This is a genomic window from Mycobacterium syngnathidarum, assembly GCF_001942625.1.
Lineage (GTDB): Bacteria > Actinomycetota > Actinomycetes > Mycobacteriales > Mycobacteriaceae > Mycobacterium > Mycobacterium syngnathidarum.
Genome location: NZ_MLCL01000029.1, coordinates 87,822 through 104,364, shown reverse-complemented (window position 1 = coordinate 104,364; position 16,543 = coordinate 87,822). Strand labels below are relative to the sequence as shown.

At 69.4% G+C, this 16,543-nt stretch carries 7 protein-coding genes; 1 reads left to right on the top strand and 6 read right to left on the bottom strand.

Annotated features, from left to right (window positions below; genetic code table 11):
- From mbtD to BKG60_RS08410, 5 genes are read right to left on the bottom strand one after another with little or no spacing between them, the layout of a single operon-like run.
- Entirely contained in the window at window positions 1–3,030 is a 3,030-nt protein-coding gene (gene mbtD / locus BKG60_RS08430; protein WP_070943444.1) for a mycobactin polyketide synthase MbtD, read from the bottom strand.
- Complete coding sequence (locus BKG60_RS08425) at window positions 3,027–4,364, bottom strand: beta-ketoacyl [acyl carrier protein] synthase domain-containing protein (RefSeq protein WP_070943445.1); 1,338 nt, start codon at window positions 4,362–4,364, stop codon at window positions 3,027–3,029. Before BKG60_RS08425 ends, mbtD begins: the two co-directional genes overlap by 4 nt.
- Window positions 4,354–5,100, bottom strand: coding sequence for a thioesterase II family protein (locus tag BKG60_RS08420; RefSeq protein ID WP_070943446.1), 747 nt, complete (start codon window positions 5,098–5,100; stop codon window positions 4,354–4,356). Before BKG60_RS08420 ends, BKG60_RS08425 begins: the two co-directional genes overlap by 11 nt.
- Entirely contained in the window at window positions 5,097–5,864 is a 768-nt protein-coding gene (locus BKG60_RS08415) for an AMP-binding protein (RefSeq protein WP_165617713.1), read from the bottom strand. Before BKG60_RS08415 ends, BKG60_RS08420 begins: the two co-directional genes overlap by 4 nt.
- Before the next feature lie 52 nt (window positions 5,865–5,916).
- Entirely contained in the window at window positions 5,917–9,468 is a 3,552-nt protein-coding gene (locus BKG60_RS08410; RefSeq protein ID WP_075909533.1) for a non-ribosomal peptide synthetase, read from the bottom strand.
- A 102-nt stretch (window positions 9,469–9,570) separates the two neighbouring features.
- Here BKG60_RS08410 and BKG60_RS08405 point away from each other — a divergent pair, with 102 nt between their 5' ends.
- Window positions 9,571–11,220 (top strand): (2,3-dihydroxybenzoyl)adenylate synthase, encoded by a 1,650-nt coding sequence (locus BKG60_RS08405; protein ID WP_075909532.1) that lies wholly within the window; start codon window positions 9,571–9,573, stop codon window positions 11,218–11,220.
- On the opposite strand, the gene BKG60_RS08400 is transcribed toward BKG60_RS08405, so the two are convergent.
- Window positions 11,217–16,373: a type I polyketide synthase gene (locus BKG60_RS08400; RefSeq protein ID WP_075909531.1), complete on the bottom strand. Its 5,157-nt coding sequence runs from the start codon at window positions 16,371–16,373 to the stop codon at window positions 11,217–11,219. The two genes, BKG60_RS08405 and BKG60_RS08400, sit on opposite strands and share 4 nt — an antisense overlap.
- Window positions 16,374–16,543 lie beyond the last annotated feature (170 nt).

The window sequence follows — 16,543 nt, the reverse complement described above, 5'->3', positions numbered from 1 at the left end:
TCAGTCACGCGAAAATGCTTCCTTTTCAGGTCTTTCCAAATGCTCGATCAATTCGGTGGCGGTGGCGCCACCGAGGATGGTGGCCAGCGGCACTGATCTGCCGGTGGCTTTCTTGAGCTTCTTGCGCAGGTCGATTGCCAGTAGCGAGTCGACCCCCAGATCCAGCAGCGACGTGTCGAGATCCAGTGCGGAGGTGTCGCTGAGCTTCAGCACGGCCCCCAGCGCAATCCGCATCGCACCAGTGGCGTCGGCCGCTTCGCTGTCCGGCGCCTCGGGGGCGTCGTCGACTGCCGCAGCGGGTTCTTGCACGCCACCGAGGAAGGTCCGCAGGCGCTCGGCGTCGGCGCTGAACACCAGCGGATCGGCCGGGTAATCCCGCAGCCCGGCCTCGACCGCAAGCTCAGGGACCATGGCCCGCAGGCCGGACCGCTCGACTCGGCTGACCTCGGCCGAGTCGATGATTCCGTCGCCCTGCCACAGGCCCCACCGCACCGCGGTGCAGTGCTTGCCCGAGGTCCGAAGCTGTCCGCCGAGCGCGTCGAGCAGCCGGTTGGCCGCCGAGTACGCGGCGTGGCCGTAGCCGCCCCACAGGCCCGATACCGAGGAACACAACACGATCCGGGCATCTGGTCGCAGCGGCCAGGCCGCGGTGAGATTGGCCAGTCCGGTCACCTTGGCCGCGAACGTATCCCGCACGCTCGCGCCGGTGAGTTCCCTGCCCGGGGCGATCGTGGCCGACGCGGCCGCGTGGATCACCAGCGATGCCGGGCCGATCTCCAGTTCGGCGATGGTCGCGGCGATCTGAGCTGGGTCGGTGACATCGCACCGGGGTGCGACGATCTCAGTTCCGCCGGCGGTCAGCGCGCAGACCTGCTGGTCGTCGAGCCCGCTGCGGCTGAGCAGCACGATACGTCGTGCTCCCTGCTCGGCCAGCTGGCGGGCAAAGTGCAGACCCACCGCGCCCGCCCCGCCGGTGATGACCACCTCGTCGAAGATTCCCGAATCCGCTGTCCACGTCCGGGCGTCCGATGTGTCGGCACGCATCTCCCGATGCCAGGGGACCGGGCCGGAGCCGTTGTCCCGCAGAGCAATATCCTCGGCCGCGGTCAGCATGGTGGTGAGGGCGGCAGCCGCGGTGACCGGATCCGGGACGGCCGGCGGCAGGTCCAGCTGCCGGAACTCCTGGTCGGGGTGTTCGTAGCCGAGGCTGCGGTGCATGGCCGCCAAGGCTGCGGCTTCCGGTCGTGCGGATCGCTCACCGACGACCTGCTCACCACCCACGGTCACCAGCCACACGTCGCGGGTCTCGGTGGTGATCGCATCGAGGTAGCCGAGCAGACCGTCATCGATACGCCGGCTCAAGGTTTCTGCCGCCGCCACCGGATCGATCTCGTCGGACACCGGCGCCACCACGACCAGCAGGTCGGCGTCGCTGGGGTCGGCGGCGGTGGCACCCGGCACCTCGTCGAGGGCGCTGGTCAACGCGGCAGCCAGGCCGTGTCCGGAGGCCAGGTCCAGCACCGCCACACGACGCTGTCCGACCGGCACGTTCCGCGGCGCAGCCTTCTGCCAGCGCTGCACGCTGACTGTCAGACCGGCGACCGGAGGCAATGGTTGCGGTGTCGCCCACAGATGTTCGGCCCGCATGGGTGCGAACGGGAAATCGCGCAACCGGCCGGTCGACTGGTTGGGGAGGTCGCCCCAGCGGTATCCGGCGTCGGCCATCGCCACCGAGACGATGTTGGCACTGAGCCGCTCGGTGATCGGTTCGTCGCGTCGACCCGATCCGACCATGAGCACAGGACCACCGGTGAGGTCGTCGGCGTCGTCGAGCAGGTCCCCCATGGCGAACAGCAATGCCGGGTGCGCGGACAGTTCCACGAAGATCTGCGCCCCGCGCCGCGCCGCGGCCTCGACGGCCCGGTCGAATCGCACAGTGCTGCGCAGATTGGTGTACCAGTAGTCGGCGAAACTGGTGCCCGCCTCGACAACATCGGCGGTGGCCGAGCCGATGAACTGCACCGGCGATTCAACGAATTGCGCCGCAGGCAGCATCGATTCGAGTTCGTCGCGCGCCGAGTCGAGCGCGGTGGTGTGCGCCGGGAACCACATCTCGATTTCCTTGGCGAACGATCCGCGTCCGGCCACGGCCGCCACGGCCGCCGCCACCGCATCGGTGTCCCCCGACACCGCGACCGACGACCTCGAGTTCACCACCGACACTTCGAGCCAACCCGGGGTCTCGGCAACCACCTTCGACGCCTCGTCGGGCGTGATCCCGAGAACCGCGACCCGGTACGGCCCGGTCAGCCGGTCGAGTACCGTCGCGCGGGCAGTGACCACGGCCACCGCCTCGGACAGGGTGATGCTGCCGGCCACGTAGGCCGCACCGATCTCCCCCAGACTGTGGCCCACGGTGATGTCGGGCAGCACCCCGCAGGAACGCCACACCGCGGCCAGTGCCACACCGTGGACGAACTGGGCGCCCTGGATCTGCACCTGGGAGAAGTCGTTGGTGACCGCACCCGAATCCGGTTCAGCCAGCAGGTAATCCAGCACAGAGGCGGCACCGGTGGCCGCGAAAAGGGCCGCGCACTTGTCCACCTCGGCCCGGTAGACCGGCAGCCGGTCGTAGGCTTGCACGCCCATCGACGGCCACTGGCTGCCCTGCCCGGGAAACACGAACGCGATGCGGCCACTCGAACCCGATGCCACCGCGCCGGCCTGAGCGCGGGTGACCAGCGGATGCTCGGCGTCCTCGGCCAGGGCACGCAGGCCCGCGGTGAGCTCGTCGCGATCGCCGGCCCGCACCACGGCACGGTGACGACGCAGACGGCGGGTGGCCAGCAAGGTGGCGGCGACATCGTCGGCGCTCACCGCCGGACGCGAATCCAGGTACCGCAGGATGGCCGCGGCGTCGGTGCCGATCAGTTCCTCGGTGTGAGCGCTGAGCAGTACCGCTGCGCGAGCGTCGGGCAACGCGTCGGCGCGTGTCAAAGGCAGGGTGTTTCGCTCGCAAGCTTCGCTCATGCGGCCTCCCCGGCGACCTCGGGAACCGAGATGATCGCGTGCGCATTGGTGCCGCTCATGCCGAAAGCCGAAACCGCACCGATGCGTCGTCCGTCGATCGCGGGCCAAGGAGACTGTTTGGTGGCCAACCGCAAACCCTGGGCGTCCCAGTCGATCTCACGGCTGGCTTCGTCGACGTGCAACGTGGCCGGGATGGCCGCATGTTCGGCGGCCAGGATGACCTTGGCCAGGCCGAGTCCACCCGCGGCAGCCTGGGAGTGCCCGACGTTGGATTTCACCGACCCCAGCATGGCGCCCGCACCCGGCGCGGTGGCTCCGTAAGTCTGTGCCAGCGAACGTAATTCAGTCCGGTCTCCGAGCCGGGTGCCGGTGCCGTGACCCTCGATCATGCCGACGTCTTCCGGCCGCACGCCCGCCTGCTGGATCGCCTTGGCGAACAGCCGCTGCTGAGCGTTGCCACTGGGGGCGGTCAGGCCGGTGGTCCGGCCGTCCTGGTTCACCGCGGTGGCGTGGACCTCGGCCAAGATGTCCCGGCGGTTTCGCAGCGCGGCGGATTTGCGTTGGAGCACGAACATCGCGGCACCCTCGGCCCAGACCGTTCCGCTGGCGTGTGCGCTGTAGGGCCGGCAGTGCCCGTCATCGGACAGGGCGTGCTGTTTGGAGAACTCGACGAAGTAGCCGGGTGTGCCCATCACGCAGACGCCGCCGGCCAGTGCCATGTCACAGTCGCCCGCGCGGACCGCCGTGACAGCGGTGTGGAATGCGGTCAGCGCCGACGAACATGACGTGTCGACGGTCAGTGCCGGGCCGCACAGATTCAGCGTGTAGGCGATCCGGCCGGAGATGACGCCCAGCGAGGTACCGGTGATCAGGTGGCCGCTGTGGTGGGAGAACTCCGACAGGGCGGGCCCGTACTCCAGGCCCGACGCACCGACGTAGCAGCCCACGTCGTGTCCGGCCAGATCGTCCGGGTTGACGCCGCTGTTCTCCAGCGCGCGCCACGCGAGGCGCAAACCGACGCGCTGCTGCGGATCCATCGCCACCGCCTCACGCGGTGAAATACCGAAGAACGCAGGATCGAATGTTGCTGCACTGCTGAGGAACCCACCCAGATCGTGGATACGCTTGAATCCGTCACGGCGCGAGCCGTCGAACAGCTCGCGCAGCGACCAACCCCGGTCACCGGGAAATCGGCCGAGCGCCTCACGCTGCTCGGTCAGCAGCGCCCAATAGTCGTCGGCGGTCTCGATCCCACCCGGAGCCTCCAGCGCCATTCCCACGATCACCACCGGATCGGCGGCGTCGAACTCGGGTGGCGTCCCGCTAGAGCTCATTGACCAGCTCCGCCACATCCTCGAGCTGGGAATTTAGGTAAAAGTGCCCGCCGTCGAACATCGTGCAGGTGAAGGCGCCGCGGGTGTGGGATTCCCAGCGCCGCAACATGTCCTCGCTGATGCGGTGGTCACGGTCGCCGCCCACCGCATAGATGTCGGCCGCGATCGTCACGTCGGCGTCACACGCGTACCGGTTGAATGCCGCGTAGTCGGCACGTACCGCCAGCAACAGCAGTTCGACGAAGTCCTCGTCGGCGAGCAGGGCTTCGTCGGTGCCACCGAGATCGACCATCTCGGCGAGGATCTCGGACTCGGCCATCGGCAGCGCCGGGGCGGCTGCCACCGCCGACGGGGCCTCGCTCGCCGACACCCAGAGGGCGTCGATCGCCACACCATGACGTTCTGCCATGCGGGCGAATTCGAACGCCACCACCGCGCCCATGCAATGCCCGAACAGCCGGATCGGTCCTACGCTTCCCCAGTCGGCCGCGTCGAACAGGTCCTTGGCGAGTTCAGCCACCGTCGGCGCGGCCGGGTGGGACAGCCTGTCACCGCGTTGCGGGTACTGCATGACGTAGGCATCGGATCCGGCGGCGGCCAGCGCCGTCCCGAACCCGCGGTAGGCCAGCGCCGCTCCCCCGGCATGCGGAAAAACCAATGTGGCTGTTGAGCTTTCGGACCCTGGATAGCGCTTCACCCAGGGCTTGACCGTGATCTGGGTATCCGGGTGCGTCACGACGGCACAGCGGTGTCGCGAGCGGCCACCGCATCCCGATGCCGCACGGCGAGGGCGAAACCGTTCATTCCCCGCTCGGGGTTGCGGCGCGGCGCATCGTCGGCGACGACGATGCGTGCGCCTGCGGTCAGCGCCACCAGCACCATGAGGATCGGCGCGGCCGCACCGGCGGCCGAGAACGCACCGATGCGGTCGTCAGCGGTGATGCCCAGCCGACCGCTGATGTCCACGACCGCCTGTCGCGCAGCGGCGTGTGTCACCACCGCGTAGCCGCTGTCGTCGACTGACCCGAGGAAGGCCGGGTCAGCCGGCCCGGACCGGACCGGGGCCACGTCACCCGTGCGTGCGCCGATCCGCAGCGACTCGGAGACGGTGAGCGCCGGCAGCCAGTTGGGTGGTCCGTCTCCGGTGAACAACGCCATGCGTACGCCGGTGTGATCCAGGGCCGGCTCAGCCGGATCTGCGGAGTCGATCGGGACGCAGACACCGCCGGCCGCCAGGATCCCCAGCGTGGCGATCACGGTGTCCAGGCCGGTGGGCCCCACGACGGCGACCCGGTCTCCGACCCGGACACCGGCCACCGCGAGCGCACCCGAGACCGCCAGGGCCTGCTCCCGCAACTGCCCGTAGGTCCAGCGGGTGGTCGGGCCGATCACCGCGATGTCGTCGGGCGCGCGGTGTGCATGCGCGAAGAACCCCTGGTGCAGCGGTTCGGCCGCCGCTGCCTGCATGGTCTGCGTAGTCGTGCGACTCACTGTGTTCACAACGACCTCCTGACGATAAGCAAAGCCTGCCCTAACTGAAGTAACTCTAACCTTAGTTGCCCAACGCGGGTTCTGGGGACGTGCGTGCCAACTCCTGGGCCACATCGGCACTGTCCATGCCTGTGACCTCGAGATACACCTCGGACACCAGCCGCAAACGGTCCGAGCCGGCCTCCCGTCCGGCCAGCAGCGCGGCCATCTGCGCGACCGTGCGGGACGCGAAGACGTCGGCGACCATGACGGTCGACGTGTCCAGCCAGTCCCGGATCCGCGCCACGAGCTGGGTCGCCAGCACCGAGTCCCCGCCGAGGGCGAAGAAATCGTCGTCGACGCCGACGCCGGACTGTCCGAGAACGTCGCCGACTATCGCGCACAGGGCCGTTTCCAGCGGGTCCGACGGTGCGCGGTAGCCGCGGGCCTCAGGGGCGCCGACGGCCGAGAGCATGCGGATCACCGCGGTGCGGTCGGTCTTACCCCGCGCGTAGGGAATCTCGTCGGCGACCAGCAGAACCTGCGGGATCATGTGCGCGGGCACCAGCTCGGCCAGCGCACTGGCCACCGTCGCCGAATCCAACCCAGAATCCAGGCCGGCCTGATCTGCCCGCACCACCGCACCGAGCAGATCGTGGCCGCCGTCGACCGGCACCAGAACCGCGACGGCCGCGTCCACCCCGGGTACCCGGCACAGGGCGCCCTCGACCTCGCCCAGCTCGATCCGGAAACCGCTCACCTTGATCCGGTGGTCGGCCCGGCCCACGAACTCGATCGTGCCGTCGGGCCAGCACCGCACCAGGTCTCCGGTGCGGTACCACCGGCGACCGTCGTGCTCGACGAAGCGTTCAGCGGTCAGGTCGGGTCGCCCGCGGTACCCGCGGGCGATGCCGCGGCCACCGACCCACAGCTCGCCCGGGACCCAGTCGGGGCAGTCCTCACCGCGAGCGTCGACCACCCGGCAGCAGTTGTTGGTCAGCGGGACCCCGAACGGCACCGAGGTCCAGTGCGCCGGCAACGCGTCGTCGCCGAGTCCGACTTCGAAGATGGTGTTGTGGGTCGCGGTCTCGGTGGCCCCGCCCAGCCCGGCGAAGCGCACCCGCGGCGATGCGGCACGCAATGCCCGCACCAGGTCCGGGCGCACCCAGTCGCCTCCGGTGGGCACCACCCGCAGCGAGGACAGCGAACCGCCGTCCGCGGACGACAAAGGACCGCCGCCTGTGTCGGATGCGCCGGCTCCGCCGGCGACCAGCATCTCCAGCCAGCCGGTCAGGAAATGCAGGACGCTCACCTGGTGCTCGTCGATCAGCTTGACCCAGACATCCGGATCGCGGCGGTGTTCCTCGTCGACGACCACCATCGACCCGCCCGAACGCAAGGTGCCGTAGACGTCGATCACCGACAGGTCGCACTCCAGGTGCGACAACGCCAGACACTTGTCGGCCGGGCCGATCTCGAAGTGGTCGTTGATGAACTCGATGGTGTTCATCGCGGCGTCGTGGGTGATCTCGACGCCCTTGGGCTCGCCGGTGGAACCCGAGGTGAACAAGACGTACGCCAGGTCCGACGGAGCAACCTGGACCGGCTCGAAATGCGCCGGGTCACCGACGATCTCGGCGTCGGCAACGCTCAGGTGCGGCAGGTCGGGATGGTCCGAGCCCGATCCACAGACCAGGGCGAAGTCCACCCCGCCCGTGTGCAGGATGCGTGCGGCCCGGTCGGCCGGCTGGTCTACCCCGACCGGCAGATAAGCGGCTCCGACCATCGAGATGGCCAGCAGCGCGACCACCTGGTCGACGCCCTTGGGACCCAGCACCGCGACCACTTCGCCGTGACACACCCCGCGTGACTGCAGGGCCGCCGCCACGGCCAGCACCTTGTCCCGCAGTTCGCCGTAGGTGAGGTTGCCTGCCCTGCTGAACACCGCGGGTGCGCCCGGATCGGCCGTCGCGTTGGCCAGGAAGCCGTCGTGGAGCACGTCGCCGCTGGGAACCGACGCCGACGCATTGAGCTCGGCGCGCACGCGGCGCTGCGGCTCGGAGATGGCGGGCGGATCGGGAGCGTCCCAGGCGGCGTCGTCAGTGGCCAGCCGGCGCAGCTCGGCCAGATGGTAGGCGAACATGGCCTCGGCCACACCGGGCCGGAACGCCTCGATCCGGACGTCCCAGTTGATCATCAGGCCCTCGGCGATCGGGGTCGCCTGAGCGTCGATGAGCACCTGGGGTCCCTGCGAGATGGTCCAGACCGGCGCCCCGAAGTGGTCGGTGACGTCACCGGCGAACAGATCGCCCAACCCGAGCGCGCTGGTGTAGACGATCGTGGCCAGCGTCTGACTGCCGCGATGCCGGCTCATGTCGCGCAGCACGTCGAGCCCGGACACCGAGGAATGGGCGGCGGTGGCATGCAGCGTCTCCTGCACCACCCGGGCCCTGGCCATGGCCGTGTCGGCCCCGGTCAGGTCGATGTCGAGCAACAGCGAGGAGGTGAAGTCCCCGACCAGCTTGTCCACGTCGGGGTGATACGGCTCCCGCCCGAACATCGGCAGGTTGAGCAAGAACCTGGACTGTGTCGACCAGCGCGCCAGCGCGTTGGCGTACGACGCACCGACCGCCATGGCCGGGGTGACGCCCCGCCGGTGTGCGGCCGCGAACAATGCGTCGCGGGTCGGCACGTCGAGGGTCTCCCACAACCGGATGCTGCGGTGCGGGTTGCGCTGATCCGACAGCGGAACCAACGGCAGTGCAGGCGGATCCGGCAGATCCGGGACCCGGTCGGCCCACCACTGCAGATCTTCCTGCGATGGCGGTGGCACCGAGGCCGTCAGCTTGGCCCGGTACTCGCGGTAGGTGTAGCCGAGACCCGGCAGGTCGGCGCCGCGGTAGAACGCGGCCAGGTCGGCCATGAAGTTGCGGTAGCTCACCGCATCTGCGCACTGCATGTCCATGTCGACATGCAGCCTGGTGCGGCCGCCGGGCAGCAGCGACAAGCTGAGTTGCAGCACCTCGTCGTGCAGCATCTGATGCGACTTCGATTCCCGCAGCACCTCCAACTCCGCTTGTGCGGCAGTCTCATCCAGCTCGCGGAGGTCGTAGACGGTAACCGGCAACGGCCGGTCACCGATCCGCTGGGTACCGTCGGGCAGGATCTCGACGCGCAGCATCGGATGCCGCGCGGCCAGTTTGGCCGCCGCTGCCTGAAGCCGCTGCGGATCGACTCCGGCGCCGTCGAATTCGACGTACAGGTGGGCGCCGACACCGCCGAGTTGCTGGTCCTGGTTACGGCCGACCCAGAAGGCGTGCTGGATCGGTGCCAGCGGGAAAGGTTCGCCGTCGTCATCGGCGACGGACTCGGTTGCGGGGGCGGGATCGGTGGACGGCGCCTCGGGGGTGTGCTCGGCGACGAGTTCCATCCAGGCGGCAACGGTGGGATTGGCTGCCAGGGCGGCGAATCCGACGTTGATGCCCTGCTTGCGCCACCGGCCGGACAGCGACATCATCCGGATCGAATCGAGACCGGAAGCGATCAGGTCGGCGTTGGGATCGACGTCGTCTGCGCTGACCCCCAGGAGTTCGGCGACCTCGTCGCGGACCGTCCGGGAACTCGTCGCCACCACGCTTCATCCTCCAAACAATTAGTAAAGGCTGCCCTAACTTAGTGGAGGTTACCCTATATTCGATCTGCTGACACAACCACCCGACGGGAGCCGAGAACACCGATGACCACCGGTTTTGACCGCCAACAGGACGAACTGGCAAACGGATTCACCCCCTTCCCCGAGGACCGCGCCGCGGTATACCGCCAGGCCGGGTACTGGCAGGGCAAACCGCTCGACAGCATCCTGCGCGACGCCGCGCAGCGCTGGCCGGACAAGCCCGCCGTGGTCGATGCCACCGGGGCCCACACGTTCGCCGAACTGGACGCGCTCGCCGACCGCATCGGGGCAGCGCTGGCCGCGCGCGGCGTCAGGCCCGGTGATCGCTTCCTGGTGCAGCTGCCGAATACGCGCGAATTCGCGGTGGCGACGTTTGGCCTGCTTCGCGCCGGGGTGGTTCCCGTCCTGTGCCTGCCCGGTCACCGGTCGGCCGAGCTGGGCCATTTCGCCGACCTCAGCGGCGCTGCCGGCTTGGTGATTCCCGATGCCATCGCCGGATTCGACTACCGGGAGCTGGCCACTCAACTCACCTCCGAACATCCGCGGCTGAGTCACGTCCTTGTCGACGGGGACCCTGGTGACTTCCAATCCTGGTCGGCCCTCAAAGATTTCGATCAGCCCGGGCCGCCGAACGTCACCGTCGACACCACCGGTCCGGCCGTCCTGCTGGTGTCCGGCGGAACCACCGGCCTGCCCAAGCTCATCCCCCGTACCCACGACGACTATCTGTACAACGCCACGGCGTGCGCCCAGGCCTGCGAGATGGTGCACGAGGACGTGTATCTCGCGGTTCTGCCGGCGGGACACAACTTCCCGTTCGCCTGCCCCGGCCTGCTCGGCTCGATGACGGTCGGTGCCACCACCGTCTATACCGACGACCCCAGCCCGGAGTCGGTGTTCCCCCTGATCAACTCCCACGGCGTCACAGTGACCGGGCTCGTCAACGCCCTGGCCAAGCTGTGGACGCAGGCCTGTGACTGGGAACCGGTCCTGCCCACCTCGTTGCGGGTGGTCCAGGTGGGCGGGTCACGGATGTCCCCGGACGAGGCGCGTTTCATCCGAGAGGGCCTGAGCCCGGGACTACAGCAGATCTTCGGAATGGCCGAAGGGATGCTGAATTTCACCCGGCCGGGCGATCCGGTGGAAGTGGTGGAACACACCCAGGGCCGGCCGATGTCGCCCCACGACGAGATGCGGGTGGTCGACGAGGACGGCCACCAGGTCGCTTCCGGCCAGGAGGGCGAACTGCTGGTGCGCGGGCCCTACACGCTCAACGGCTACTACCGCGCCGAGGAGGCAAACGCCCGGTCGTTCAGCCCCGACGGATTCTTCCGCACCGGGGACCGGGTCCGGATCTTCACCGACGGGCCACGGGCCGGCTACGTCGAGGTGACCGGCCGGATCAAAGACGTCATCCATCGTGGCGGCGAGACGGTCTCGGCCACCGACCTAGAGGACCATCTGCTGGCTCACCCGGCCGTGTACGCGGCTGCGGCGGTGGCACTGCCCGACGACTACCTCGGCGAAAAGATCTGCGCTGCGGTGGTGTTCAAGGGCGCGCCGGTCACCTTGGTCGAGCTCAACGAGTTCCTCGACCAGCGCGGGGCGTCGGCCCACGCCCGGCCCGACGTGCTCGTCCCCCTGCCGACCTTGCCCTCCACGGCAGTGGGCAAGGTCGACAAGAAGAAGCTGATCGCCACGATCAGCGGTTAATGCCCCACCGGCACCTCACGCTTCGCGGCGGGGTCCAGCAGCTCGATGATCCTGGCAGTCACGGCCGCCGCGGTGGGGTGCTCCCACAGCAGGGTCGGCGGCAGTGACAGCCCGGTCTGCTTCTCCAGCTGACGGCGCAGCCGCACCGTCATGATCGAGTCGACGCCCAATTCCACCAGCGGCAGGTCGATGTTCACGTCGGATTCCGCCAGCCCCAATTGGCCGGCCACCGCGGTCAATACGTGAGACGCGAGCTGCTCGGGATCGAACTCACCCGCGGCCGGCTCCGCTATGTCGTCGGGTTCCTCCTCGGGCGCCATCGCCGCCAAGATCGGCACGGCCGCCGCGGCAGGCAGGACCGGCAGCACCACGACGTTGGCCGTGTCCTCACGCATTGCCAGCTCCAGGGCCCGCATCGCGTCCTCGGCACCGACGGTGCCCATACCGAGCGCGTCGAGCTGCGCCGCGACGAATTCCGACGCCGATCCCATTCCCAACCCGCGCCACGCCGTCCACGCGACGGCGGTGGTGCGGTCACCGAGACTGCGCCGGTGCCGCGCCATTCCGTCGAGGAACGCGTTGGCACAACCGTAGGCGCCCTGTCCGGGGAAACCGGCGAGGTAGCCGCACGAAGAGAACAGCACCATCCAGTCGAGCCGCTCGGGTGGGAACACCTCATGCAGGACGAGCGTGCCCTGCACCTTGGGATGCATGGCGGCGGCGAACTCGTCGGCCGTCGTATTCATCAACAGCGCACCGGCTTCCACCCCCGCCGCGTGGATGACGCCACGCACCGGCGGCAACGGGCGCAGCACGTCCCGCAGGGCATCTGCCGATCCCGGCGCTCCGATGTCCACCGCGGCCACCGTGACCGACACACCCCGTTCCTCGAGCGCGGCGACCGCGCGGATCGCCGTCGACTGTGGGTTCTCGGCCCAGACCGAACGGGCGGGCAAGCCCGAGCGCGACAGCAGCACCAGGCGGTGCGCTCCGAGATCGGCCAGGTGCTGAGCCATCCGCAGCCCGAGCGCACCGGTGCCGCCGGTGATCAGATACGTTCCGCCCGGCACACACTGCATGGGGCTCGCAGGCGCCGCGGCAGGCGAAGTCGATCCGGAGAGCCGGGCAGCCAGCGCGACCCCGTCGCGGACCACCAGCACACCGTGTCCGGCCAGCGACCCCAGTGCATCCAGGGGCAGGCGCCCGTCGGCCACGTCGACCACACCGCCCCACAACTGCGGATGCTCCGCGGCCGCGACACGGCCCAGCCCCCACAGCGGCGCGTGGGTGACGTTGGCCCCCTCGTGCACACCGACGGTGAGCGCCCACAGCCGTGCCGACACCCCCAAGCGCTGCAGCAGAGCCAGCGTTCGGGTCACCAGATCGACGGCGGCCCCGGGCATGTCGTCATCGCGCGGCAATACCAGCACCACCGCTCGATCGCCGAGACTGCTTGGCAGCGAGCCACATTCGATCACCGAATCCAGCTCCGCGGGGTCTTCCACCGCCACATACGGCACGCCCGCCGCCGTCAGATCGTCAACCGCGGCTTCCAGCCGATCGACGTCGCCGCCGACCAGCACCACCCCGCTGGGTGGCAGCTCACCGCGGGCGGCCACCTGCTGCCACGACACCTGGTGCACGATCTTGCGGACGTCGGTCGCCGAGGATTCGCGACCCGGGTTCTCCAGCTCCTCGAAAGTCATCCCGCGGATCGACAACAAGACCGATCCGGTCCCGTCGGTGAGCGCGACATCGGTGGTGGTGGTACCGGGCCTGCGGCGTACCGACAGCATCGCGGTCGCCGGCGGTTCGCTGTGCACGTCAAGCCGTTCGATCCGGGCCGGCATCCGCAGTCGCGGCGGACCGTCGAAGCTGGTCGAGGCAGCCGAAGTGGCCGCATCCACCAGCGAGGCCCAGGTGTTCGGCCGCGTGCCGTCCGGCTCGGAAGTGACCCGGGCCAGCAGTTCGCCCGCACCGCGGCGCAGCTCTGTGATGTCCCAGCCGAATCCCATCGCCGCGACGCCGAGTTCAGCGAGGGTGTCGATGACGTGACGCGGACCCAGCAGCTCGGCGCACCGGCCACGGGCCGCATCGAGGTCGATATCGGCAACCGCGCAGCGCCCCTGATCCGCCACCGCGCTGCTGTGCGTCAGCCACCCGCCGTCCTGATCCTCGGCGGCGTCAGCCAGCCGTGAGGCCAGGGTCAACTCGCGGTCGACCAGCACCACTTGGAGGTCGCGGGCTCGGGCCGGCGCGACCGGCGTGCGCAGCCACACGTCCGAGAGCGCCGCGCCGGAGCCCGCTGCCGCCAGGAAGGTGTTCAACAGCACGGCAGCAGGCACGATTTCGGTGCCCTGCACCGGATGGTCACCAGGGTAGGGCCGGGTGCCGAAGTCCAGCCGGGTCTGCCACATCCGGGTGGCGACCGTCCCGGCCACGTCGGTGCGGCCGCCCAGCAGCGCGTGACCGGTGGTGTCGTGCACCGCCCGGCCGCCGGGGGTCGCGGAGGGGACTCGCCAGAAGTGCCGGTGTTGCCACTGGGTGACCGGGAGGTCGGCGGCCCACGGATCAGCTTCGGCGACACCGTGTTCGACATCGGCACCATGGCAGTACAGCGAGGCGATCGCGGTCATGACGGCGGGCTGCTCGGAGGTTTCTCGACGCAGCAGCGGGACGACGGCATGGTCGTCGATTCCCAGGTGCAGCAGGGTCTCGACGATCGAATGCGCGACCACCGGATGCGCGGACACCTCGAGGAACAGCCGGTGCCCGTCCTCGGCCGCGGCGGTGACGGCCTCGGCGAACCGGACCTGCCCGCGCAGGTTGTGTACCCAATAGTCGGCGTCGCGCCGCGCGCTGGAGCGGGGGTCGGCCAGCGCGGTGGTGTACAGCGGGATCACCGCGTCCCCAGGCGGATTGAGCCCGGCGACGTTGGATGCCAGAGCACCGGTCAGATCGTCCATCGCCGGACTGTGGAATGCCACGTCGGTATTGACCCGGCGCACCACGATTCCCTGCTCGTCCCAAGACCGGCAGACTTCCTCGACAGCCCCGGTGACGCCCGAGATGACGCAGGATTCGGCCGATGCGCTGATGGCGGCGACCACATCGGTGCGATCCGACAGCCGCTGTGCGGCCTCGGCGAACGGCAACCGCACCAAAGCCATGGCGCCACAACCCATCACGGACCGGAACCCACGGGCTCGGTAGCAGGCCACCGCCGCACCCTGGCGCAACTCGAATACACCGGAGACGACGCACGCCGCGACCTCACCGACCGAGTGCCCGATCACCGCGGCGGGCCGCACTCCCCGCTCGCGCAGGACCGCGGCCAGTCCGACCTGCATCGCGAACGTCAGCGCCTGGATGCGGTCGGTGCCGCCGAGTTCACCCGTGCTCAGCGCCGCACGGGCGGAGAATCCGAGTTCCCGCCCGAAGACCTCGTCGACCTCGTCGATGACACGGGCGAAAGTTGGCTCCGCTTCGAGCAACTCGCGGCCCATGCCGGCCCAGTGCGAACCATGTCCGGAGAACACCCACACCGCGTCGGCGCCCTGTCCGCCCGGAACCGCGCCGGTGACCAGCCCGGCACCGGGTTCGCCACGGGACAGTGCGTCGAGACCGGCGATCAGCTCGTGCCGGTGTTCGGCGACGACGGCCGCCCGGACCGGCTCGTGGCTGCGCCGGGCCCACAGTGCGGCGGCCACCGGGGCCACCCCGTGATGCCCGGCCCGCAGGTGGTCGGCCAACGCTTCGGCCTGACGGGCCAGGCGCGGCTCGGACCGTGCCGACAGTGGGACGATCATCGGACGGGATGCAGCGGGTGGCGTCGAGTCCTGTTGTGCCGGAGCCTCTTCGAGAAGGATGTGGGCGATCGTGCCGCCGTAGCCGTAGCTGCACACCGCAGCCTGGCGGGGTGTGTCGGTGCGGGGCCAGGGTTCGACCTCGGTGGGCACCCGAAGCCCGCTGCCGGCCCAGTCGACCGCGCCGGTGAGTTCCCGCAGCCCGGCCGTCGGCGGGATCGCCTCATGATGCAGGGCCAGGACCGTCTTGATCAGGCCCATCACCCCGGCCCCGCCCTCGAGGTGGCCGATGTTGGGTTTGACCGACCCGATGCGGCACCGATCCGCCTCGGCCCGCCCCGCGCCGTACACCTGAGCCAGCGCCCCAACCTCAGTGGGATCGCCGGTGGGCGTTCCGGTTCCGTGCGCCTCGACATATCCGACACCAGCCGGGTCGACACCTGACATCCGGCACGCGAGCTGGAACATGTCGGCCTGGGCGGCACCGTTGGGCGACATGATGCCCACGGTGCGCCCGTCCTGTGCAGTGGCACCTCCTCGCACCACCGCCAGGATGCGGTCACCGTCGCGCTCGGCGTCGGCGAGGCGCTTGAGCACCACCACACCCGCCCCCTCGCCGCGCCCGTAACCGTCCGCGGCGGCGTCAAAAGTCTTGCAGCGGCCGTCGGGCGCAGTAGCCCCGGCCTCGTCGAGCACCCGGGTCAAACCAGGGCCGATCAGCGCGCTCACCCCGCCGGCCAACGCCAGTGAGGTCTCACGGGCGCGCAGCATCTGGCACGCCTGGTGGACCGCGACCAGTGAGGCCGCGCATGCCGCGTCCAGCGCCACACTGGGGCCTCGCAGATCGAGCAGATGCGAGACCCGGTTGGCGATGCCGCACAACGACGTTCCGATACCGGTCCACGCGTCGATGCCTGGCAGGTCCTCCATGATCAACTTGCCGTAATCGTCGGAGTTGACGCCCATCAGTACCGCGGTGTCGCTGCCGGCCAGCGCCCGCGGTGAGACTCCCGCGTGCTCAAGGGCCTCCCAGCTGACCTCGAGCGCGAGCCGCTGCTGAGGATCCATCACCTCGGCCTCGCGCGGTGAGACCCCGAAGAACTCGGCATCGAATCCGGCCAGGTCGTCGAGGAAGGTACCGAGCCGGGTGACCTCGCGCAGGACCGCCGCGTTGCGCGGATCGCGCCGCAGGTAGGGCTCCCACCGCTCCTCGGGCACCTCTGTGACGTTGCTGCGTCCTTCCAGCAGGAAATTCCAGAAGTCCGAAGGCGTGGCAACGCTGCCGGCGACACGGCAGCCCAGTCCGATGACGGCGACAGGTTCCGGGGTCGAGGTCTCGGATGCCATCTCAGCAGGACTCCGAGGAAAGGAGAGGAAGGTAAGTCTGGGTAGGCTTGCCTAAATACGCTGCCGACATGCGGACCATAGTGGCACACCACTCGAACGGGCATGGGCTCTACCTCAGAACCACCTGTGAATCTCCCGGAAAGCCCCCGGGCGGCGATGACGTGCATTTT